19 protein-coding genes are annotated in these 21,165 nt (G+C 54.4%); 9 read left to right on the forward strand and 10 right to left on the reverse strand.

The window, feature by feature from the left end:
* Positions 1 to 231: 231 nt before the first annotated feature.
* The 7 genes from ACMYSK_RS05905 to ftrA form a co-directional block, all read right to left on the reverse strand.
* Positions 232 to 1,005 (reverse strand): MerR family transcriptional regulator, encoded by a 774-nt coding sequence (locus ACMYSK_RS05905; protein WP_434640987.1) that lies wholly within the window; start codon positions 1,003 to 1,005, stop codon positions 232 to 234.
* Between the two features lie 272 nt (positions 1,006 to 1,277).
* Complete coding sequence (locus ACMYSK_RS05910; protein WP_434640989.1) at positions 1,278 to 3,059, reverse strand: tannase/feruloyl esterase family alpha/beta hydrolase; 1,782 nt, start codon at positions 3,057 to 3,059, stop codon at positions 1,278 to 1,280.
* Positions 3,060 to 3,167: 108 nt separating this feature from the next.
* Positions 3,168 to 5,291: a TonB-dependent siderophore receptor gene (locus ACMYSK_RS05915; protein ID WP_434640991.1), complete on the reverse strand. Its 2,124-nt coding sequence runs from the start codon at positions 5,289 to 5,291 to the stop codon at positions 3,168 to 3,170.
* 473 nt (positions 5,292 to 5,764) lie between these two features.
* On the reverse strand, positions 5,765 to 5,956 hold the full coding sequence (locus ACMYSK_RS05920) for a hypothetical protein (protein ID WP_434640993.1): 192 nt from the start codon (positions 5,954 to 5,956) through the stop codon (positions 5,765 to 5,767).
* 399 nt (positions 5,957 to 6,355) lie between these two features.
* Positions 6,356 to 6,451, reverse strand: coding sequence for a protein MgtS (gene mgtS / locus ACMYSK_RS05925; protein WP_004102377.1), 96 nt, complete (start codon positions 6,449 to 6,451; stop codon positions 6,356 to 6,358).
* 147 nt (positions 6,452 to 6,598) lie between these two features.
* Positions 6,599 to 6,814 carry a DUF4177 domain-containing protein gene (locus ACMYSK_RS05930; protein ID WP_434640994.1) on the reverse strand — a complete coding sequence of 72 codons (216 nt, stop codon included), beginning with the start codon at positions 6,812 to 6,814 and terminating at the stop codon, positions 6,599 to 6,601.
* A 53-nt stretch (positions 6,815 to 6,867) separates the two neighbouring features.
* Positions 6,868 to 7,881: a transcriptional regulator FtrA gene (ftrA, locus tag ACMYSK_RS05935; RefSeq protein ID WP_434643912.1), complete on the reverse strand. Its 1,014-nt coding sequence runs from the start codon at positions 7,879 to 7,881 to the stop codon at positions 6,868 to 6,870.
* Positions 7,882 to 7,949: 68 nt separating this feature from the next.
* Here ftrA and ACMYSK_RS05940 point away from each other — a divergent pair, with 68 nt between their 5' ends.
* The 7 genes from ACMYSK_RS05940 to urtE all read left to right on the forward strand — a co-directional run bounded on the left by ACMYSK_RS05940 (position 7,950) and on the right by urtE (position 15,369).
* Positions 7,950 to 8,342, forward strand: coding sequence for a rhodanese-like domain-containing protein (locus ACMYSK_RS05940; protein WP_434640996.1), 393 nt, complete (start codon positions 7,950 to 7,952; stop codon positions 8,340 to 8,342).
* Between the two features lie 191 nt (positions 8,343 to 8,533).
* Positions 8,534 to 9,637, forward strand: a complete 1,104-nt coding sequence (locus ACMYSK_RS05945; RefSeq protein ID WP_434640998.1) for a cobalamin-independent methionine synthase II family protein — start codon at positions 8,534 to 8,536, stop codon at positions 9,635 to 9,637.
* A gap of 175 nt (positions 9,638 to 9,812) precedes the next feature.
* Positions 9,813 to 11,084: an urea ABC transporter substrate-binding protein gene (urtA, locus tag ACMYSK_RS05950; protein WP_434641000.1), complete on the forward strand. Its 1,272-nt coding sequence runs from the start codon at positions 9,813 to 9,815 to the stop codon at positions 11,082 to 11,084.
* 142 nt (positions 11,085 to 11,226) lie between these two features.
* Positions 11,227 to 12,792: an urea ABC transporter permease subunit UrtB gene (gene urtB / locus ACMYSK_RS05955; protein ID WP_434641001.1), complete on the forward strand. Its 1,566-nt coding sequence runs from the start codon at positions 11,227 to 11,229 to the stop codon at positions 12,790 to 12,792.
* A complete protein-coding gene (gene urtC / locus ACMYSK_RS05960) occupies positions 12,792 to 13,865 on the forward strand; it encodes an urea ABC transporter permease subunit UrtC (RefSeq protein WP_434641002.1) in 1,074 nt (357 codons plus the stop codon). The genes urtB and urtC overlap by 1 nt, the downstream gene beginning before the upstream one ends.
* Positions 13,865 to 14,662 (forward strand): urea ABC transporter ATP-binding protein UrtD, encoded by a 798-nt coding sequence (gene urtD / locus ACMYSK_RS05965; RefSeq protein ID WP_434641004.1) that lies wholly within the window; start codon positions 13,865 to 13,867, stop codon positions 14,660 to 14,662. Before urtC ends, urtD begins: the two co-directional genes overlap by 1 nt.
* Before the next feature lie 8 nt (positions 14,663 to 14,670).
* Entirely contained in the window at positions 14,671 to 15,369 is a 699-nt protein-coding gene (gene urtE, locus ACMYSK_RS05970; RefSeq protein ID WP_434641006.1) for an urea ABC transporter ATP-binding subunit UrtE, read from the forward strand.
* A 41-nt stretch (positions 15,370 to 15,410) separates the two neighbouring features.
* Here urtE and ACMYSK_RS05975 read toward each other — a convergent pair whose 3' ends face one another.
* Together ACMYSK_RS05975 and ydeE are read right to left on the reverse strand one after the other, a co-directional pair.
* Positions 15,411 to 15,881, reverse strand: coding sequence for a helix-turn-helix domain-containing protein (locus tag ACMYSK_RS05975; protein WP_434641008.1), 471 nt, complete (start codon positions 15,879 to 15,881; stop codon positions 15,411 to 15,413).
* 117 nt (positions 15,882 to 15,998) lie between these two features.
* Positions 15,999 to 17,195: an efflux MFS transporter YdeE gene (ydeE, locus tag ACMYSK_RS05980; RefSeq protein ID WP_434641010.1), complete on the reverse strand. Its 1,197-nt coding sequence runs from the start codon at positions 17,193 to 17,195 to the stop codon at positions 15,999 to 16,001.
* A 213-nt stretch (positions 17,196 to 17,408) separates the two neighbouring features.
* On the opposite strand from ydeE, the gene eamA reads away from it, so the two are divergent.
* Complete coding sequence (eamA, locus tag ACMYSK_RS05985) at positions 17,409 to 18,308, forward strand: O-acetylserine/cysteine exporter (protein WP_434641011.1); 900 nt, start codon at positions 17,409 to 17,411, stop codon at positions 18,306 to 18,308.
* Positions 18,309 to 19,174: 866 nt separating this feature from the next.
* A complete protein-coding gene (locus tag ACMYSK_RS05990; protein WP_434641013.1) occupies positions 19,175 to 19,657 on the forward strand; it encodes a glutathione peroxidase in 483 nt (160 codons plus the stop codon).
* Between the two features lie 4 nt (positions 19,658 to 19,661).
* Here ACMYSK_RS05990 and ACMYSK_RS05995 read toward each other — a convergent pair whose 3' ends face one another.
* Entirely contained in the window at positions 19,662 to 21,122 is a 1,461-nt protein-coding gene (locus ACMYSK_RS05995; RefSeq protein ID WP_434641015.1) for a TrkH family potassium uptake protein, read from the reverse strand.
* Positions 21,123 to 21,165: the final 43 nt, after the last annotated feature.

Below are 21,165 nucleotides of genomic sequence, written 5' to 3' on the forward strand. Positions count from 1 at the left end.
CCTCTTATTGCGTTCGTCGTATGAAGAACCGGATGACGGTGTATGCCCGGCCTGCGGTCAGGCACCGCTTTGTGCCACCCGTTCTTACACTTAAAACTTACACAATAAATTATGTTTGTCCAAGTATTGGCGAGGGTATTTGGTACTGGTTATGTAATCCCATGTATTAATGGCGTTTATTTTCCCCATGCTTTGCCGCTTATGATGTGCGGAAAAACCAGGGGAAGCCCATCATGGACGCGTTTCGGGGGGATTGTTCACGGCGGTCAGCCCGGATGACAGAGAGATCACATCGAGGAAGTTAACCTGCTGCCGCCAGCATTCGATCTGCTTTTTGCGGGCGGCGGTGAGCTTGCCTGAGGTCACCAGCAGCCAGTTTCGTTCCGGTAAAATCTCGGGGGCCAGGGCCACCGGCGGGACGGGAAGTACGTCGATGCGCTGACCCTGACCGGTGCGTTTGAGGGCTTCCAGCCAGATTTCACAGGGATCGGAGAGATGCCAGCCGGTTATCAGATAGTTATCTCCCGGCGCTTTTTTGTCGCCTTCGAGACAAAACGAGGTGTAGGCGATAATGACGCCGTCGAGCATTTCGCGCAGGGTCATCATCGTCGGCGTCTGGGCGGACAGCTTACTGCGTAACGGGCGCAGCACTTCCGTGACCAGCTCAGGGCGAGGGGCCTCGCGCCCTGAATCGTAGATCAGCTGGCGCAGGGCGTCGAGTTTTCCCTCTTTCAATCGTTGCAGCAGGCTATCCTGCAGGGTTAACCAGTTGTCAGTATGCTGTGCGCCAGGGTGAACCAGCAGGGGTTTCACCTGACCGACGGGAACGCCTTTTTTTACCCAGTCGAGAATTTTGAGCGCCTGCTGAACATCATCGTCACTGTACAGACGATGGCCACCCTCCGAACGCAGGGGTTTGAGCAGGCCATATCGCCGTTGCCAGGCGCGCAGCGTGGTCGGGTTGATCCCGCAAATCCGGGCAAATTCTCCGATGGAATAGGACATGACGGACACCTGAAGAGTGGGAAGATTCTCCCAATATACTACGAAACCAGGTACGGTCATCTCAACGATGCCGCTGACACCCGGTTTATACATGCAGCCGACTGACGCTAAGCCAGCGATTTCAGCCGTCGGTTCAAAACCGGGACTGTCCGTATGTTGCGGTGTCCGGTCTTGTTTCCAGGCAATGAAAAAGCCCCAGAAAGTGGGGCTTATATCAGTTTTAAGCTATCCCTCGTTTGACGGCATCGCTGTCGGCCAGTCGGTGGCAGCAACTATTGCTGAACCTCCAGCTTACCGTTGTCGACGACATAATTTTTCTGATTATTCGGGCCGATATATTCGCTGGCCGGTTTCCCAACGCTGAGGTTGGCAAACGCCGCCGATTTGACCGGGATAAAATTCTCCGCGTTAGCTGGCGATCCTTTACCGCTGTATTTCGCAATATACGGGTAAGGGAACACCGGACGAGTGATTTTTAAGGTTGGCATCCCGGCAGCGACCGGAGTACTTGCACGCTGCGCGCCGTGGAAATGAGCTTGCGCATCGCTATCCGCATCCGCCGATTTTTCTTGTGGCGCCATTGCCGGTTTTTCCAGCTGATCGGTCGCCGCCTTACCGGAAATGAGTTCCTCTGGCGCAATATGCTGCTCGGTCCATTTCATCAACGGTGAGAGTAAGTCTATCTGATCTAAGCCGTCGCCACCGCCACAGTGGCCGACACCCGGTAGCAGGAACAGACGAACAAACTGGTCAGTGGATTTCTCACCAAGATAGGCCTTCACGCCACGGTAGTAGGCGATGGAAAACGCCGGACTGACGGAGTCATCAGCAAGGCCATGCCACATAATCAGCTTACCGTTTCGTTGCAGAAAACCGCTGAGATCGGTGTTGGTTGCGTTATAGAGCGGAGCCAACTGCGCGACAGCAGCAAAGTTTTGCTTGTTTAACGGGAAGTCTCTTAAGGTGGTGATGTGGTGTTTCCCGCCTGGCAGCAATACCGATTGCAGAGCAGGCAGTACCATCGTCTCTGACATTGAGTGACCATCGGCGGTAGCCGGGACTGGCCAGCGTAGTTCGGAACCGAGAGGCAAACCTGCAATCACAAACTGATTCCCGGCGCTGTCATAGGCCCCGCGATAGAGTTTCTCCGCGACGCTGATTTCTTCTGCCGTCAGACAATTCGATTTATCGGTCTGGCTTGCTGCACAGGTAGTCACCCAGTCGGGCGAAAAGGTGCAGGCATACGGATTGGCCAGTATGCCATCGTTTACGCCGGAAAGCGTCGGGCAGTGGGCCAGTACCGAACGATGCAGAATGGGCAGTCTATCCTGCAACAGGATTGCTGAACCATCCGCGCGTAGATTAGCGGCAACGTTCCAGCCGTGGAAAAATGAGTTCTGGAACTGGAAGAAGGCCGCCGGAGCTCCGGCACTGATACCATCAAAATCTTCCGGGAAGCGCTGGGCTTCCATGAGGGCCTCGCGTCCACCGTCAGAACATCCCATAAAATAAGCGTATTTCTGTGGCTGGCCGTAGTAAGCCTGAATCACGGCCTTCGCCAGCAGCGCGGTGAGGTGATTGGCGCGATAAGCAAAATCGATACGTTTCTGGGGATCTTCCGCCCAGCTGGCATCCATCATGCTGCCGCTGTGGCCCATATCGGTCGCGGCGACTACAAATTCTCCCTGGGTGGCTGGCGCACAGCCGCCGGCATTGGTCGGGGTGAGGTTGATTTGCCCGCATAGTCCGCCACATCCAACTTGCAGGAAGCGCTGCGTCCACTGTTGTTGTGGCAGGGCTATTTCAACGCCAGTCGAGGGACCGATGGTGGCTTTGATCTGGCAATAAATTCCTTTGTCAGTTTTTAGCGCGCTTGCAGAGTTAACCGACACTTTCTCGCCCGTCTTGTCACTAAAGTTAATGGAAGTTAACTGGCTACAGTCTATGACTGGTTTTACGGTGGGCAACTTCTCCGCCGCGATGGCCTGCGACGCTATTAACATTATACCCGCGGCTATTAGCCACTTAAGGGTTCTGGTGTAAACCTGTTTCATATTAGCTGGCTCTTTTTTTATCAGTCGATCTGTATTGTGTTGGGTGAATGACAGTGGATTGAGTTTAGGGGCAGACTGTCGCTGATATCAGACAATCCATCGTGAGCCTCAGAACTCAATATTAGCACTGAGTACCAGGTTGCGCGTTTCGCCTTCGGCTACGCGTAAGTTACCGCCGCTGGAGGTATAATAGTGCTTATTAAACAGATTATTTATATTTAACTGCAGATGCGTTTTTTTACCGATGAGTTGATTATCCCAGCCAATAAAACTGTCTGCGACGGTATACTCCGGGAGAGTGAAGCTGTTATCGGGATCGCCCGCGCGGGTACCAACATAACGAACGCCGCCGCCGATACGAAAACTTCCTGGTAACAGGCTAATTTGCTCATTATGGCTTAAATATAACGCTCCCGAATGGCGAGGCGCATTTTGCAGGCGGTTACCATTGTTATTCGGGTCATTCTTATCGTTAACAATTTCTGCGCGGTCGTAGCTGTAATTCGCACTAATATCCCAGCCAGGATAAATCTCTCCGTTCATTTCCACTTCAACGCCGCTGGAGCGGGCTTTATCCACCGCATAAGTCCCTTCGTTTAATGATAAGGCAACATTGCGTTCATCAATACGATAAAGTGCGAGCGTGGCGAAGAGCGCGGGCATCATCTTCCATTTGCTGCCGATTTCATAGGTTGTGCCCTGTTCCGGAGCTTCAACGTGGCCGTTATCGTCAGGATTGGTGGATGGCGTAAATGATTGACTCATGCTGGCGTATAAGGATACCTCAGGCGTCAGCTTATAGATGAGCCCGGTTTGAGGTAAAAATTTATTGCCTTCGCTACTATAGCTCAGCGTGGCAGGGTTACCCTTTGATTCGCGCTGTTCATAATGCTGATAACGGGCACCGGCCACAGCGGTCCAGCGTGATGTCAGATCAATGTTATCTTTGAAATAGACCGAGCGGCTGTGAAGGCGGTTGAGCAGATTACTGTCCGCGGTTTTTTCTGTGCTGCTGTCGGTAACGGTCTCCAGGCCATAAACCGGGTTACTCAGCGTGAAGTCCGTATTTTTTGTCCCGTTATAAGCGTGAGCGCGATAGGTTTGATTCATTTCGTAATCGGTGCCGACGACCAGATTATGCGTCATGCCAAATATTTCCGGCGTACCCATGGCATCCCACGAAACATATTTTGTTTTGTGATTAAACCCACGAAAAGCATCGGGACGCCGCGTCACCACTCCGCTGGTGGCATTGATGGCGGTCGTAGTGACAGTATTGCTACTGTACTTACGTTGGTTCAAACCTACGGTTACGCGGGTTGACCACACGCTGTTGAACTGATAATCCCAGTACGTGTTAAATGTCTGATTGCGTCCCCATGCATGGTTTGAATAATCATCCAGACGGGTTTTGTAACCGATATTAATCGGCTTGCCATTAATAAAAGCCGTGCCGCGATCGTACGGAATATCATATTGATAACTGCTATAGCTGATATTAAAACTGGCTTTCTCTCCATACCACTGTAGCGACGGGGCGAGCAGATTATGTTTATCGTTGCCGTATCCGCGCCAGTAATTTTGCGCCTGTTTTTCGGCAATCAGACGGAAAGCAAAGCCGTTGCCAAGTGGCCCGGTAATATCAATACTACCGGCACCACCTCCGGTACTGTTGTAGTGTCCGCCGACAATCGTGTGCCATTCATATTGCGGTTTCTTACTGACGACATTAATCATGCCTCCGGGATTCAAAACGCCGTATAACAGTGAAGATGAACCTTTCAACACTTCGACGCGATCGGTAGTGGCGTCAAGGTTGAGCCCCTGACTGCTGCGAATACCGTCGCGGAAAATTGAACCGTCGGAGTTCGAGCCAAACCCGCGGCGAACGATACCGTCTTCCGTCTGGCCCAGCGTATTTGCTTGCGCGACGCCGCTGACAAAGCGCAGTGCATCGGACAGATTACTGGGTTGATAATCATCCAGTTGCTTTTGGGTCACCACGCTAATCGACTGTGCTTCATTCAGTTTAGACGTTGGCGTTTTACTGGCGACTGAGGTGGTCTGGTTGGCATAGCCGCTGTCCGCATTTTCGCTCGCAGTCACCGTCATCGTATTATCATCATCAGCAGCATAGCTGCTGGTTGATGAAATTAATGCGCTACTGCAAACCGCAAGCCATATTTTCCCCAACGGGCGCTTGTGGTGCTGAGCGTTTTTATTTTGATTCATTTCAGCTTTTTCCCTGAATATTAAAACAAGATATTTTTATTTTTTGTGCAATGTCTTTCGCTTGCGTTGAGCGGGTAAGGCGAACGGTGGACCTGTATTTGGAGCAGGGCACGAGCCGGTTTTAATGTAAGTGATAATCATTTCAGCATGAAAAAATGTAGTAGTAAATATAAAGAAGCATCTTCATTATTTCTTCTGATTGTAAGTGTTGCTTACAATTATGGGCTTGTGAATATCACAGGTGTGTGAATTTGGCTATCCGGTACGGAGTGCGATATACGACGAAGAAATAATCCAGATTAGCCGACTAAGTAGCCAGGGAACGTAAAAATACGGTGTGACATATCAGCAGTCTGAAATGTTTTAAAATCCTGTCAGGGCGAAGGGGGGCGTCCGTTTAGCGTGGGTGACGGCATTATCTGCAAGCCAGATGAAACACCGTATGAGATAAAGGTGAGGTTTAAATCCAGATATTATTTTGACCGCAATTTATTTTTCGGTATTGCCGGGCGGTATCTGGAGAAGAAGAAAATGATATTGTTGTATTTGTCATGTACACGTCGGATAAGCCACCCGCGGGTGGCTTTGTTAATGGTATCAATCGCCATGGAGCTTAATTCATTAACGAAGGTCAGGCCCATGATAATGGCCTCCACCAGGGCCACCGGGACCTCCGCCGTGACCTCCCGGAGGTGGAATACATCCGGATAGCGATATCGCTCCGCAAAGCACAAAAACGAAGAACATTATTTTTTTCATAATTACTCCTGAACGGGGGAGTGCTAATTCAAAAGCATAAATGTGAATATTTTATGGAGAGTCCGGAAATTCTCGTGGCATCACACATTAACCAGGATTAATCCTGCCGCAGATCGATTTGTGCGATATGTAAAGTTCGTAAGGCTATTCTGAAGGTCGACATTGCTGCCGGGGAAACGGGCTTAACGATGCAATAAGGGTTTTATTTTTGATGAAGGAAACGTCGTGACGGGAAGCCAAAAGCAGAACGCCCCTTGATGCATAAGCAGCAAGGGGCGTTTAAGGGTGGGGATTATCGTCGTTCATCAGTCATCCCATTTGTGGCTTAGATACGCGGCAAGAAAACCAAAGAACAGGATTGTTCCCAGTACTGCCATAAATACATGCATATTTCCCAGCATGATTAACCTCCATCAGTGATTGTGTGCGCTAAGTAGTCCTTATTGAACGGGGTATACGGTTGTTGAATGAATAGTAACCTGGCCAATCTAAACAGATAATTAACCAGGGTAACTTTTTCAGCAGGTAATAAATATTACACAGAGCGATCAGAGCGGGCGTTCGAGGACGAACAGATAGGCCTCGCGTGACCAGAACAGCCCGGTTCGGCGGCGCTCTACGGACATCGTTTTGACTTCCCAGCCCTGCAGGGTGTACTCATTGAGAAAACGGCTCATCTTTTCCGGGTCGGCTTTTGCTTCACCAAAAAACAGACTTCCGAGAATTCCCTCTTTATATAAAACAACGCGACACTCTTTTTTCATCCGGCAGGCTCCTTGCACCATGACAGCAACGTGAAAACCATTGTGACCGACCGTTATGATTTTACAACCGCGGCGGCAGAAAACGTCTTCCGGTATGCGGACGGACTGATGGCAAACTGCTGACGAAAATGATAGCGCAGGGTGCCGGCATCGGTAAAACCGCTGAGCTCGGCGATTTTATCGATGCTGATGCGGCTGTGGGTAAGATGTTGCTGCGCGCGCTGCAAACGTTCGTCCAGCAGCCAGCGCGCGGGGGTCTTGCCGGTCGCCGCCTGAAAGCGGCGTAAAAACGTGCGGGGACTCATGCCAGCCTGCTGCGCCAGCGATGCCACGGTATGGCTGGCGGCGAGATGCTGATGCAGAAAATCAAACACCAGCCCCAGGCGCTGGCTTTCCCGTGCCTGGGCGACAGGGCGGACAACCTGCTGTGCCTGGGCGCCGTCGCGGTGCGGGGAGACAACCAGTCTTCTGGCCACCGTATTGGCGGCATCAATACCATAATCCTCCCGCACAAGGTGCAGACATAAATCGATGCCGGCGGCGCTGCCCGCGGAGGTCATGATGCCGTCAGTACCGACGTACAGCACGTCGGCGACCACCTCAATCTGCGGGAAGCGCTGGCGTAGGGTTTCGGTATATCGCCAGTGGGTTGTCGCTCTGCGGCCATTGAGCAACCCGGCCGCGGCGAGGACAAAGACCCCCGAGCAGATAGAGATAATCCGGCAGCCTCGCGCATGCGCGGCAGCTAAGGCATCGCACAGCGCAGCCGGTACCGGCGCATCGATCCCCCGCCAGCCGGGAACAACGATGGTCTGTGCGTCCTGGAGTAAAGCCATCCCACCGTCGGCCACCAGCCGAATACCGCCGGTAGCCCGCAGCTCACCGTCATCGACGGCGGCGACCGCGAACCGGTACCAGCACTCGCCCATCTCCGGGCGGGGAAGGCCGAATATCTCCACCGCAATACCGAATTCAAAGGTACACAGCCTATCGTAGGCCAGCGCAACGACCCGGTGTTGTGACGGTGTCACGGATGAGTTTGTCAGGATTTTAACGTTTTCTGTCATGGTTGCCAGCAGAGGGAAAGTGGGCGGATTCATTAAATTAGTGGTACCACAGACAAGGAGAATACGCCATGAGTGTTGTTACCGCTTTTACCCCTGCTGCCTCCGCCGAAGCCGTCGCCTGGTTCCGGCATAAGCTGAGCGTTGAAACCGACTGCGCAGATGTACATAACGCAATGCGCGAGGGAGATCGTGATTTCGTCCTGCTGCACGTTGTGGGCAGTGAGGAGGCCTTTTCCCGGCGACATCTTCCGGGCGCGCTACATTTACCCCATCGCCAGATCGATGCCGCCCGAATGAGCGAATGGCCAGCAGAGACGCTGTTCGTCGTCTATTGCGCCGGCCCACACTGTAATGGTGCAGATATTGCTGCCCTGAAGCTGGCTGAACTGGGACGACCGGTCAAAATGATGCTCGGCGGCCTGACCGGATGGCAGGACGAGGGGCTACCGTTCGCGTCGTAAAACGGGAGCGGCCGGTTTACCGCGGTATCCGGCCGCTAAATGAATTTATTTCACGTCCGATGAAATATTCTCGTTTGCCGCAGACGACGCTGCATGACAGTATCTGGACATATAGCCATCCAGAAGTCTAAAATTCAAATAATGAATTATCACGGTAGGCAACTAATCCTGCTCGCCGCTAAGGAGACACCATGCAACGTCAACAGACCCCGTTTCGCGCTGATATTGTCGGCAGCTTTTTACGTCCGGATGCCATAAAAATCGCCCGCCAGCAGCTTGCTGAAGGTGCCATCGATGCCCGTCAGCTGCGTCAGATCGAAAATGATGCCATCCGCCAGTTGGTTCAACAGCAGTGCGATTGCGGCCTGCATGTGGTAACCGACGGGGAATTTCGTCGCGCGTGGTGGCACTTCGATTTCTTCGATGGTTTGCAAGGCGTTGAACGCTACGATTCTGATAAAGGGATCCAGTTCAACGGTGTGCAGACCAAAGCACACGGCGTTCGCGTGATTGGTAAGCTGGCCTTCGGCGATCACCCGATGCTGGAAGATTTTCGCTATCTGAAAAGCGTCAGCGGCGATGCTCAGCCGAAAATGACCATTCCGAGCCCGAGCGTGCTTCATTTCCGCGGCGGGCGAAAAGATATCGATGCGACCGTGTACCCGGATCTTGCCGATTATTTTGACGATCTGGCGACAACCTGGCGCGATGCGATCCGCGCGTTTTATGATGCGGGCTGCCGCTATTTGCAGCTCGACGATACCGTCTGGGCCTATCTGTGCTCCGATGAACAGCGTCAGCAGGTACGCGAACGCGGCGATGATCCTGACGAGCTGGCAAAAACATATGCCCGGGTACTGAATAAGGCCCTGGAAGGCAAGCCGGATGATTTAACCATTGGTCTGCACGTCTGTCGCGGCAACTTCCGCTCCACCTGGATCTCAGAAGGCGGCTATGAGCCGGTTGCCGAAGTGCTGTTTGGCGGCGTTAACATCGATGCTTTCTTCCTGGAATATGATAATGACCGCTCCGGTGACTTTGCCCCGCTGCGCTTTATCCGCCCGGGCAAGCAGCAGGTCGTGCTGGGATTGATCACCACCAAAAACGGTGAGCTGGAAAACCCGCAGGGGGTGAAAGCCCGCTTGCAGGAGGCGGCGCAATATGTCGCGCTACAGCAGATTTGCCTCAGCCCGCAGTGCGGTTTCGCTTCAACTGAAGAGGGGAACGCCCTGAGTGAATCCCAGCAGTGGGATAAAGTCCGCCTGGTTACCGGGATCGCCGCCCAGGTCTGGTAACCGTTCTTCATAGCGCAGCGTTGCACCGTTTTGAGGCAACGCTGCCCGTCTGTTTCTCTCCCTCTGCGCCACTGCGCACCTTCCCGTCGCCAGACAACCTGGCACCATTTTTGCCTTATCACTTCCGGTTAGTCGTTCATTTATTTTTTATCTTTGCGATTTTCAGGAGTGAATCATGCAGCGTCGAACATTATTAAAAGCTTTTGCACTCTCCGCCTCTACCGTTCTCATGGGCTACACATTTCAGGTATATGCCGCCGACACCATTAAAGTCGGGATCATGCATTCGCTCTCGGGGACGATGGCGATTTCCGAAACGCCGTTGAAAGACGTCGCGCTGATGGCCATCGATGACATTAACGCCAAAGGCGGCGTGCTGGGGAAAAAGCTGGAGCCGGTGGTCGTGGATCCGGCGTCAAACTGGCCGCTGTTTGCGGAAAAAGCCCGTCAGCTGCTGACCCAGGACAAAGTGGCGGCGGTTTTTGGCTGCTGGACCTCGGTCTCGCGCAAATCGGTCCTGCCGGTCTTTGAGGAGCTCAATGGCCTGCTGTTCTACCCGGTGCAGTACGAAGGCGAAGAGATGTCGCCAAACGTCTTTTATACCGGTGCGGCGCCTAATCAACAGGCGATCCCGGCTGTGGAATACCTGCTGAGTGAAGATGGTGGTGGGGCTAAGCGCTTCTTCCTGCTGGGTACGGATTACGTCTATCCGCGTACCACCAACAAAATTCTGCGTGCATTCCTGCATGGAAAAGGAATTCAGGATAAGGACATTGAAGAGGTCTATACCCCATTTGGCTACAGCGACTACCAGACCATCGTGGCCAACATTAAGACGTTCTCCGCCGGCGGCAAAACTGCGGTGGTCTCCACGATCAACGGCGACTCCAACGTCCCGTTCTATAAAGAGCTGGCGAACCAGGGGTTGAAAGCGACCGACGTGCCGGTGGTGGCCTTCTCGGTGGGTGAAGAGGAGCTGCGCGGTATTGATACTAAACCGCTGGTGGGGAATCTGGCGGCGTGGAACTACTTTGAGTCGGTCGATAACCCGACCAACAAACAGTTTGTCGCGGACTACCGGGCCTATGCCAAAGCCCACAAGCTGCCAAACGCTGACACCGTAGTGACCAACGATCCCATGGAAGCCACCTGGGTTGGGCTGCACATGTGGGCCCAGGCGGTGACGAAAGCGGGGACGACCGATGTCGATAAAGTGCGGGCGGCGATGGCCGGGCAAACCTTTAACGCACCCTCCGGCTTTACTCTGACAATGGATGCCACCAATCACCATCTGCACAAGCCGGTCATGATTGGCGAAATCGAAGGTAACGGCCAGTTCAACGTCGTCTGGCAGACCGATAAACCGGTACGTGCTCAACCGTGGAGCCCATGGATCGCCGGTAACGATAAGAAACCCGATCACCCGATTAAAACCGCCGCGAATTAAGCACCTCTCTCCCGGGCGTGACGTCAACGCTTACCGGGCTACATGACCGTAGCCCAGGTAAGCGCCAGCGCCACCGGGGATGTCCCCGATTCCCGCGCTATCCCGGTTAGCGTTAACAGGGAGATGACACAAGGAGATACACATGAGCACATGGCGCACGTTGGGTTATTACCTCGCACTACTGATGATGATCGTCCCGTGGCAAACGCAGGCGGCGGAAGCTGACGATTTCGTCGTGGCAAACCGCAGCCAGCAGGCTCAAATGCTAACGCAGTGGGCCGCCGTACCTCAGGCGCAGCGCCTGCCGCTGCTGCGGGCGTTGAAAGCGGAAACGCTGGTCGTGGACGGTAGCGGTCATGCCTTCAGCCAGCAACTGGCGCTGGGGGCCGCGCAGTCTCCACAAGGGCCGACGAAACCCATTCGATTGACGAATCGCTTGCGTAACCTGGTGGCCGGAGCGCTAGCCACGCACCTGCTTTTTAGTGACAGTGTCACGGAAAGGACCGCGGCGGTTAAAACGCTACAACGGGAGGCCACCCCGGAGATGGCCGGCCTGCTGCAACAGCGTCTGGCGATTGAACCCGATGCCGAGATCAAAACGCAGCTGGAAATTGCGCTGGCTCGCCTGCAGCTTGCCAGTCCGGATAGCGCCCGACGACTGGCCGCCGTTGAACAACTTGGCCACTCCGTCGACCCGGAGACTCAGGCGTTACTGATCCCCTATACCGATGTGCAGCATGAGCCCGACGCCCGCGTGCGCGATGCGGCGACAACCAGCCTGAGCCAGATAAAACAGCGCCTGCTACTCGGCGACATTCTCGGGCAGGCGTTTATGGGACTGTCTCTGGGATCTGTGCTGCTGCTGGCGGCGCTGGGCCTGGCTATTACCTACGGACTGCTGGGCGTTATCAATATGGCGCACGGTGAGATGTTGATGATCGGCGCCTACAGCTGCTGGCTAGTGCAGCAGGCGTTGTCCCAGCTGGCGCCGCAGTGGCTGGCGTTTTATCCGCTGATCGCGCTGCCGGTAGCATTCTTGATAACCGGCGGTATCGGCATGGCGCTGGAACGTACCATTATTCGTCATCTTTATGGTCGCCCGCTGGAGACCCTGCTTGCCACCTGGGGGATTAGTCTGATGCTTATCCAACTGGTACGCATGCTGTTTGGCGCCCAGAACCTGGAAGTGGCAAACCCGGCCTGGCTTTCCGGCGGCCTGCAGGTACTACCAAACCTCATCCTGCCCTGGAACCGGCTGGCGGTGCTTGGCTTTGTCATGCTGGTCCTGTTCTTCACCTGGCTCATTTTGAATAAAACGCGCTTAGGTATGAACGTGCGGGCGGTGACCCAGAACCGGGCGATGGCTGCCTGCTGCGGCGTACCGACCGGGCGGGTGGATATGCTGGCTTTCGGTCTTGGTTCAGGCATCGCCGGGCTGGGCGGCGTGGCGCTGTCGCAGCTTGGCAACGTTGGGCCGGAGCTGGGCCAGGGCTATATCATTGATTCATTCCTCGTGGTGGTGCTGGGCGGGGTCGGCCAACTGGCCGGGAGCGTGGTGGCGGCCTTCGGGCTGGGGATCTTCAACAAAATCCTTGAACCTCAGTTGGGCGCGGTGCTGGGTAAGATCCTGATTCTGGTGCTGATTATTCTGTTTATCCAGAAACGTCCGCAGGGGCTGTTTGCGCTTAAAGGGAGGGTAATTGACTGATGAGCCAACCTGTTACATTGACTCTGGCGCGTAAAGCGCCGCGACCGCTACAGTGGCTCGGTGTGCTGCTGGTACTGGGCCTGCTGAGTATGCCTTTTCTGGCGCTGCTGCCGCAGTCGCACCCGCTGGCGGTTTCAACCTGGCTGCTGACGCTGACCGGTAAAATTCTTTGCTATGCCATTGTTGCCGTTGCGCTGGATCTGGTCTGGGGCTATGCCGGCATGCTCTCTTTGGGCCACGGTATCTTCTTTGCCCTCGGTGGGTATGCGATGGGCATGTATCTGATGCGCCAGGCGGCGGGCGACGGCTTACCGGCGTTTATGTCTTTTCTGTCATGGACTGAACTGCCGTGGTTCTGGTGGGGAACGCAACATTTTGCCTGGGCGATGCTGCTGGTGGTGCTGGTTCCGGGCGCGCTGGCGCTGGTGTTCGGCTGGTTTGCTTTCCGTTCAAAAATTAAAGGAGTCTATTTCTCGATCATGACCCAGGCGCTGACCTACGCCGGTATGCTGCTCTTTTTCCGTAACGAAACCGGATTTGGCGGCAACAACGGATTTACCGGGTTCACCACGCTCCTCGGCTTTTCCGTTACCGCGACCGGAACCCGGGCCGCGCTGTTTATGGCCACGGTTTTACTGCTGCTCCTGACGTTATGGGTCGGGTATCTGCTGGCGCAAAGCAAATTTGGCCGCATTCTGACCGCGGTGCGTGATGCTGAAAATCGCCTGATGTTCTGTGGGTACGATCCGCGCGGGTTCAAGCTGCTGGTGTGGACGCTTTCGGCGGTACTGTGCGGGCTGGCAGGGGCGCTGTACGTGCCGCAGGTGGGGATTATCAACCCCAGCGAAATGTCGCCGACCAACTCCATCGAAGCGGCTATCTGGGTCGCGCTTGGTGGGCGTGGGACCTTAATCGGACCGGTGCTGGGTGCCGGGTTGGTGAACGGAGCGAAAAGCCTGTTTACCGTCACCATGCCGGAATACTGGCAGCTTTTCCTTGGCCTGATTTTTATTATTGTGACCCTGTTTTTACCGCGCGGGGTCATTGGCCTGCTGCGTAAAGGAGATCGCTAATGCAACCGGATGAAGGCCTGTTTACCCGCCAGCAGCCCACGGACCGTTTTCGCGAGCAGACGGACCCGGTGCTTGAGCTGGAGAATATCAACGTCAATTTTGATGGCTTCCAGGCGCTGACGAATCTCTCATTGCAGATTGGCGTGGGCGAACTGCGCTGCATTATCGGGCCAAACGGCGCCGGGAAAACAACGTTGATGGATGTGATTACCGGAAAAACCCGGCCGCAGAGCGGCAGGGCGCGCTATGACCAGTCGATAGATCTCCTGGGACTGGATCCGATAGCCATCGCTCGCCAGGGGATAGGGCGGAAGTTTCAGAAACCGACGGTGTTTGAAGCACTTAGCGTCGCCGAAAATCTTGAACTGGCTCTTAAAGGCGATAAGTCGGTCTGGGCCAGCTTACGGGCGCGGCTGAACGGCGAGCAGGAGGACCGTATTAGCGACATTCTGCGCCTGCTGCGTCTTGATGCCGAGTACGGCCGACCGGCAGGCCTGCTTTCACACGGGCAAAAGCAGTTTCTGGAGATCGGTATGCTGCTGGTCCAGGAGCCGCATCTGCTGCTGCTTGATGAGCCTGCCGCCGGAATGACCGATGCGGAAACCGAGTATACCGCCGAGCTGTTTCGAACCCTTGCCGGACAACATTCTCTGATGGTGGTTGAGCACGACATGGGCTTTGTCGAAACGATCGCCGATCGGGTTACGGTATTGCATCAGGGACAGGTGCTGGCAGAGGGGTCGCTGCGTGAGGTGCAGGCGAATGAACAGGTCATTGAAGTCTATCTTGGGCGTTAAGGAGAGCGATGCTACAGGTTAATCAGCTACATCAATATTATGGCGGCAGCCATATTCTGCGCGGGGTCGATTTCGAAGCCCGCCCGGGTGAAATCACCTGCCTGCTGGGACGCAACGGCGTGGGTAAAACCACCTTACTGAAGTGCCTGATGGGGCTGCTTCCGGCGCGCAGCGGCGTGGTCATCTGGCAGGAAAAGGTCATTACGCAACGTAAACCCCACCAGCGCGTACAGGCCGGTATCGCCTATGTGCCACAGGGGCGTGAAATTTTTCCCCGGTTGACGGTCGAAGAGAACCTGCTGATGGGCCTCTCCCGGTTTCCGGCCAGAGAGGCCGGGCAGGTTCCAGAGGAGATTTACCAACTCTTTCCGGTACTGAAAACGATGAAGCAGCGGCGTGGCGGCGATCTCTCCGGCGGCCAGCAGCAGCAATTGGCCATTGGTCGTGCGCTGGCCAGCCGGCCGCAGCTGCTGATTCTGGATGAGCCCACGGAAGGTATTCAGCCGTCGGTTATCAAAGAGATCGGTGAAGTGATCCGCCAGCTGGCGAACCGCGGTGATATGGCGATCCTGCTGGTCGAGCAGTACTATGACTTTGCCGCGGCGCTGGCGGACCGGTATTTGGTGATGTCGCGGGGAACGATTATCCAGCAGGGGAGCGGGGCGGAGATGGAAGTTGAAGGCGTTCGCGATATGGTGACGATTTAATCCTGTCGGCCCATGGGGGCCGGCAGGCTTGTTCACCGTCGTTATTTACGCAACAGCCGCTGTAGCCGAGTCTGGCGCCAGCTGCGGATCCACCCGCCGAAAACAAACAGACGCAGACCTCTGACCAGCAGCAATGCCCCCCAGATACCGGCGACCCACGCTGACCAATAGTAGCCCGGACTGGTAAACCGGTTAATCAGGACCAGCAACACGCACACGACCACGGCGGTCGACAATGAACGGAAAAAACGGCTTTCCTGATGCACGCGCGCTTTTGCCTCTTCAATACGCAGATCGAGAGACTCCTCGTGGCCCGCCGGGGAATCACCGCTAATATCGGCAACGTTGACTTCAAAGACCGCGGCAAGGGCGCTCAGGGTTTCCAGCCCCGGACGGTCGCCATTCTCTATACGCTGAATTGTCCGGACGCTAACGCCGGCAAGTTCGGCCAGCTGTTCCTGAGACCAGGCGCGCTGCAGACGTAATTGTTTAACCTGATTACTGCTGTTCATGATGTCTATCTCCGGGTAATAACCTGAGATGGAGTGTGGTGCCGGGCACTGTCGGGCACCACGATCTGTACCCGACACCAGGACGACATTAACCCGACAGCCGCATGACGCCTGAGTTTATGCGCTGACAGTGGAACAACCATTCTGCCACGGGCGAACTTTCATTCCGCGCAAAATCAGCAGCCACGCGACGATAATAGCGAGCATCAGGACGACAAACAGCGACCAGTGCGGCATATGGGTGAGGATAGATCCGGTCATCATCGGGTTAAAGGCGGCACCCAGCCAGCCCAGCGACTGGGCGGAAAAATAGCTCGCCTTCATGCCTGCAGGGGCGATGTTATCAATCAGCATATATTCTCCCGGCGCATAGATAACTTCGCCAAGCGTAAACACGGCGGCGGCTATGCCCCACAGCAGCAGGCTGTTGTCGGCGAGAATAAAACCACCCAGCCCGAGGATGAAACATCCCGTACCAAAGGTCATTAACGGCCGAATATTTCGGGCGCTCAGGCGACGGCCAACCGCGTACTGGAGTACCACCACCACCGCGGCGTTGACCGGAAGCACGACCGCCACCACCTTTTCGGCAAAATCGCTATCGGCGACCACCAGCACATACTGTGAAATACAGGAGGCGAATGAACCGCCAACGAACGAGGCCAGCAGGCCGGAGAGCGTAAACCACATCAGCGCCCGGTCGCGCAGCAGCACCGAGGGCGACCACTGGGTGGCGTTATTCTCGGCAAAAGCCGCTGAGGTACGCTGAACAAACAGCTGAATAAAAACCAGCGGTAATGCAGCGCAGCCCGCCGCCAGCCAGAAAGGCAGGTTAATACTGTGCATGACCAGCAGCGTGCCAATGGGCGGGCCGACGGTCCAGCCAATATTCAGGAAGGTATAGTTGAGGGAAAAGATCCGCGCTTTCTTTTCTGGCGTGAGAACATCGGCAAACCAGGCCTTCAGCACGGTAGAGAAGACGGAATAGGCGCAGTTGATCAGGGCAAAGAAAAACACCACCAGGCTTACGCTATTGACCAGCGGGATGGCGATAAAGCCGCAGATAAAGGCCAGCACGGCGACAAGCATATAGCGCTTTTTATCAAATTTATCGGCCAGAATGCCGAATCCCAGGCTAAACACGACGCCGACGGTGAGGGCGATGGAAAGCGCATAGCCAATTTTATCCACCTCAAGGTGGTACTGTCGGGTGAGGAAGATAGTCATAAAGGGCAGGGTCGCGCCGCGGCCGATAGTCAGCAACAGCGAGGACGCCAGCAGCGCTATGGTTGAGCGCCTGATGGTCGGTATCATGTTCTTTGCCTGATGAAATGTTATTTTTATGTTGTACTGCTCACAAATACCATGCTCTCAGGGGCTTGTATAGCGCTACCCGGTGTCAGGATGTGCTTTACCTGCCTGCTAAAAATAATGATCTATCCGCAGGCCGTATTTTTGGTTACTTTGATTTTGTTCACAAAAATTCGCACAACAACAGATAACAACAGATAACAACAGAGGCAGGGTATGACACGTAAAGACGGACTGCTGGCGCTGCTGGTCGTGGTGGTTTGGGGGCTGAATTTTGTGGTGATTAAGGTGGGGCTGCACTCGATGCCGCCGCTGATGCTGGCGGGACTGCGTTTTTTACTGGTGGCTTTTCCGGCGCTGTTGTTCGTTCCCCGGCCAAAAATCCCGCTGCGACTGCTGCTCGGCTACGGCCTGACCATCAGCTTTGGTCAGTTCGCCTTTTTATTTTGCGCCATTGGTCTTGGGATGCCTGCCGGTCTGGCCTCACTGGTGCTTCAGGCGCAGGCATTCTTCACCATCATTCTCGGCGTCTTTGCCTTCGGCGAACGCCTACAGGGAAAACAGGTGGCAGGGATTGCGCTGGCTATTTTTGGTGTACTGGTCCTGGTGGAAGCCAGCCTTGGCGGCCAGCATGTGCCGATCCTTGGATTTATGCTGACCCTGGCGGCCGCGCTGAGCTGGGCCTGCGGTAATATCTTTAATAAAAAGATAATGTCCCGCGCCGAGAAGCCGAAAATTATGTCGCTGGTGGTGTGGAGTGCGCTGATTCCCGTGCTGCCGTTTATGCTGGCCTCGTGGTTGATCGACGGCCCGCAGACAATGGCGGCGAGCCTGATGCATATTGATATGCTGACCGTGTTATCGCTGCTGTATCTGGCGTTTGTTGCCACGATTGTGGGATACGGCATCTGGGGATCGCTGCTTGGACGCTATGAAACCTGGCGAGTGGCGCCGCTCTCGCTGTTGGTGCCGGTGGTCGGAATGGCCAGCGCCGCGTTGTTGCTTGGTGAAACGCTAAACGGACTGCAACTGCTGGGTGCCGTTCTGATTATGGGCGGGCTGTATATCAACGTTTTCGGCCTGCGGATACGGCGAGCAGGCGCGGTGTCGAGATAAGCAAAAGCCATCGTATCTGGACATGGATGTCCGATATTCCCGGTGTTATATCCGGGTGGATTAAATTGCCGGCGTCATCAGGCTGAACAGGCCTTTTGTCGACTTATTAAACAGCTCTGTCCGACGTAAGGATAACCTTAAAAACACTGTGAAAAAATACAGTGTTGACAGGTGATTAATAACGAGTAAATTGACCCTATACCGGTGTGGAATTAAGTCAGAGTTTTATTAACCGGTGCGACTTACCTGCTTAAGGTAAGTGAGATGCGATAAAGGCCACGATGTTTTTTGTTTGGGTTCTTCAGCACTGAGCGATAGGTTTAGGCTCGTGTGAAGAGGTTTTAAGGCCACGTAGTCAATCTCGACAATCGCATAATGTGGACGATGGCGCGATGATGTAAGGCCTTGTTGTTGATAGTCATTTCGCGTTTCGAACTGTAGAAAATACGGTGTCGAAAAGACGGCGAAGAGAGTAAGGCAACGCATCAAAGAGTATATATCGCGCGGGCGATGTACTTGTTGAGAAATGTCGTAAAGATAATTCTCGATGAAATAAACAGGATAGAAATTTATCTAACAGGATTTCAGGAGGACAGCAGCATCTGAAGTGCCGATATATCCTGTAAAAACATGTACATCATAGCAGTAGTATTAAATAACTAAGTTGATTAATGTTAAATATTAATTTGAATGTGTCTTAAAAGCCCCGGTGCGTTATTGCTGGGGCTTTTTCATTTTTACGGTTTAAAAAAACGGGTGAAGTTTTCAAGGTGTTGATCATACTGTAAGATCTCTCTTTTGGCTGAGTGTCCTGGCGCCACCACCGCAGCGAGACGCCGCCTGGGTTTGACTCTGAGGATTTCGATATGACCTCTTTTTATCAACTGACGGCAACCAGCCTGGGTGGCCAGCTTATCTCTATGGCTGACTACGCGGGTAAACTGGTTCTGGTGGTGAACACCGCCAGCCATTGTGGCTTCACTCCACAATATGCAGGCCTTGAAACACTCTACAAGAAGTACGCCGCTCAGGGGCTGGTGGTGCTTGGTTTCCCCTGCAACCAGTTTGGCAAGCAGGAGCCCGGTGGCGCTGATGAAATCGCCCAGACCTGTCACATCAATTACGGTGTGAGCTTCCCGATGTTTGACAAAGTGGAGGTCAACGGTGGCGCAACGCACCCGGTATTCCGTTACCTGAAAGACGAATTGCCCGGCGTGCTGGGTGGGCGGATCAAGTGGAACTTCACTAAGTTCCTGATCGGACGCGACGGTAAACCGCTCAAGCGTTTTGCGCCGTATACCCCCCCCGAGAAAATGGAAGCCGTAATCCTTGCTGCACTGAAAATCTAAGTTATCAGCTGCGCCAGAACGTGCGTGAAAGCAGGATCAGCACCGGATAGATTTCCAGTCGTCCCAGCAGCATCGCCATACACATCAGATATTTCGACATATCGTTCAGGCCAGCAAAACCATCGGCGGTCGCGCCAAAACCGAGGCCCATGTTATTGATACAGGCGGCGACCGATGCAAATGACGTCAGCAGATCGTAGCCCTGCAAATTCAGCAGCCAGACAAATACGCAGGTCGTGAGGATATAGAGAAAGAAGAAGCTCCACACCGAGCGCAACACGCGGTCGTTGATGATAGCGCTTCCGACCCGAATACTCATGATCGCTCGCGGATGAGCTAACTGATGCACCTCATGGCGACTCTGCTTCAGAAGGATCAGAAAGCGCAGCGCCTTAATCCCTCCGCAGGTCGATCCCACGCAGCCACCGAAAAAGCTCGCTGACAGCAACAGCACGACGATTTCCGGCGGCCAGGAGGCATAATCCGCCGTTGCCAGACCGTTGTCGGTGATCATCGAGCTGGTGAGAAAAAAGGCGTGGACAAACGATTTTGGCAGGCTGTACATCCCGGCGCGCCAGACTTCAAACGTGACCACCGCGACCACCAGCGCCACAACCAGGAAAAAGAAATGCATCTCGGTACTGCGGCGAAACGGCTTCAGGCTGCGACGTGCGATGGCCACAAAATAGAGGGTAAAGTTAACGGCTGAAAGCAGAGAGAATACCCCGGCGACCAGTTCTATCGCATCGCTCTGGTAGTAGCCGATACTTTCCGTATGCGTGGAAAATCCTCCGAGTGATACCGTGGATAACCCATGGCACAGGGCATCAAAAAAGGGCATTCCGGCAAGCAGAAAAGCGACAGTACAGCAGCCACCCAGCAGCATATAGGTAAACCACAGGCTTCTGGCGGTATCCGCCAGTCTCGGCGTCAGACGCTCCTCTTTAAACGGACCGGGCATCTCGGATTGATACAGTTTCATTCCCCCGATCCCCAGCAGCGGTAGCACCGCCACGGCGAGAACGATGACGCCTAAACCGCCAACAAAGTTGAGCTGGGCACGGTAATAGAGGATCGAAACGGGTAACGAAGAGACGTTGTGAAAGATTGACGCTCCGGTAGTGGTAATCCCCGAGATCCCTTCAAACATCGCGTCGGCAAGCGAGAGGTGCAGTTCGTCATTCAACCACAGTGGCAGCGCACTGATCGCGGAAAACAGCAGCCAGAACAGGACGATGATAAGAAAACCATCGCGGGTTTCGAGATTGACCTTTTCCTGATGCGTGGCCTGCCAGCAGAACAAACCGCCCGAAAAGGCAATCGCAAAAGTAGAGAAAAAGGCAAAGACGCTGCGCTCTTTTTCGACCAGCGCAATCAGCATGGGTGGAATCATGGTCAGGCTGTAAAGCAGAACCAGAAATCCGCACAGGTGAAGAACAATTTTGAAACGGGTTGAGATGTACATCAGCGGTGTTGTCGTTTCGCGAGAGTGACTACGATGAACAGGG

The organism is Klebsiella sp. I138, from assembly GCF_051131765.1.
In the GTDB taxonomy this organism is placed as follows: domain Bacteria; phylum Pseudomonadota; class Gammaproteobacteria; order Enterobacterales; family Enterobacteriaceae; genus Klebsiella.

Coding starts and splice junctions, on each gene's coding strand:
- ACMYSK_RS05945 (WP_434640998.1), top strand. CDS start 8,534: ATGCAACGTCAACAGACCCCGTTTCGCGCTGATATTGTCGGCAGCTTT.
- ftrA (WP_434643912.1), bottom strand. CDS start 7,881: ATGACAGAAAACGTTAAAATCCTGACAAACTCATCCGTGACACCGTCA.
- eamA (WP_434641011.1), top strand. CDS start 17,409: ATGACACGTAAAGACGGACTGCTGGCGCTGCTGGTCGTGGTGGTTTGG.
- ACMYSK_RS05940 (WP_434640996.1), top strand. CDS start 7,950: ATGAGTGTTGTTACCGCTTTTACCCCTGCTGCCTCCGCCGAAGCCGTC.
- ACMYSK_RS05995 (WP_434641015.1), bottom strand. CDS start 21,122: ATGTACATCTCAACCCGTTTCAAAATTGTTCTTCACCTGTGCGGATTT.
- urtA (WP_434641000.1), top strand. CDS start 9,813: ATGCAGCGTCGAACATTATTAAAAGCTTTTGCACTCTCCGCCTCTACC.
- ACMYSK_RS05905 (WP_434640987.1), bottom strand. CDS start 1,005: ATGTCCTATTCCATCGGAGAATTTGCCCGGATTTGCGGGATCAACCCG.
- ACMYSK_RS05910 (WP_434640989.1), bottom strand. CDS start 3,059: ATGAAACAGGTTTACACCAGAACCCTTAAGTGGCTAATAGCCGCGGGT.
- urtE (WP_434641006.1), top strand. CDS start 14,671: ATGCTACAGGTTAATCAGCTACATCAATATTATGGCGGCAGCCATATT.
- ydeE (WP_434641010.1), bottom strand. CDS start 17,195: ATGATACCGACCATCAGGCGCTCAACCATAGCGCTGCTGGCGTCCTCG.
- ACMYSK_RS05975 (WP_434641008.1), bottom strand. CDS start 15,881: ATGAACAGCAGTAATCAGGTTAAACAATTACGTCTGCAGCGCGCCTGG.
- mgtS (WP_004102377.1), bottom strand. CDS start 6,451: ATGCTGGGAAATATGCATGTATTTATGGCAGTACTGGGAACAATCCTG.
- ACMYSK_RS05915 (WP_434640991.1), bottom strand. CDS start 5,291: ATGAATCAAAATAAAAACGCTCAGCACCACAAGCGCCCGTTGGGGAAA.
- ACMYSK_RS05930 (WP_434640994.1), bottom strand. CDS start 6,814: ATGAAAAAAGAGTGTCGCGTTGTTTTATATAAAGAGGGAATTCTCGGA.
- urtD (WP_434641004.1), top strand. CDS start 13,865: ATGCAACCGGATGAAGGCCTGTTTACCCGCCAGCAGCCCACGGACCGT.
- ACMYSK_RS05990 (WP_434641013.1), top strand. CDS start 19,175: ATGACCTCTTTTTATCAACTGACGGCAACCAGCCTGGGTGGCCAGCTT.
- urtC (WP_434641002.1), top strand. CDS start 12,792: ATGAGCCAACCTGTTACATTGACTCTGGCGCGTAAAGCGCCGCGACCG.
- urtB (WP_434641001.1), top strand. CDS start 11,227: ATGAGCACATGGCGCACGTTGGGTTATTACCTCGCACTACTGATGATG.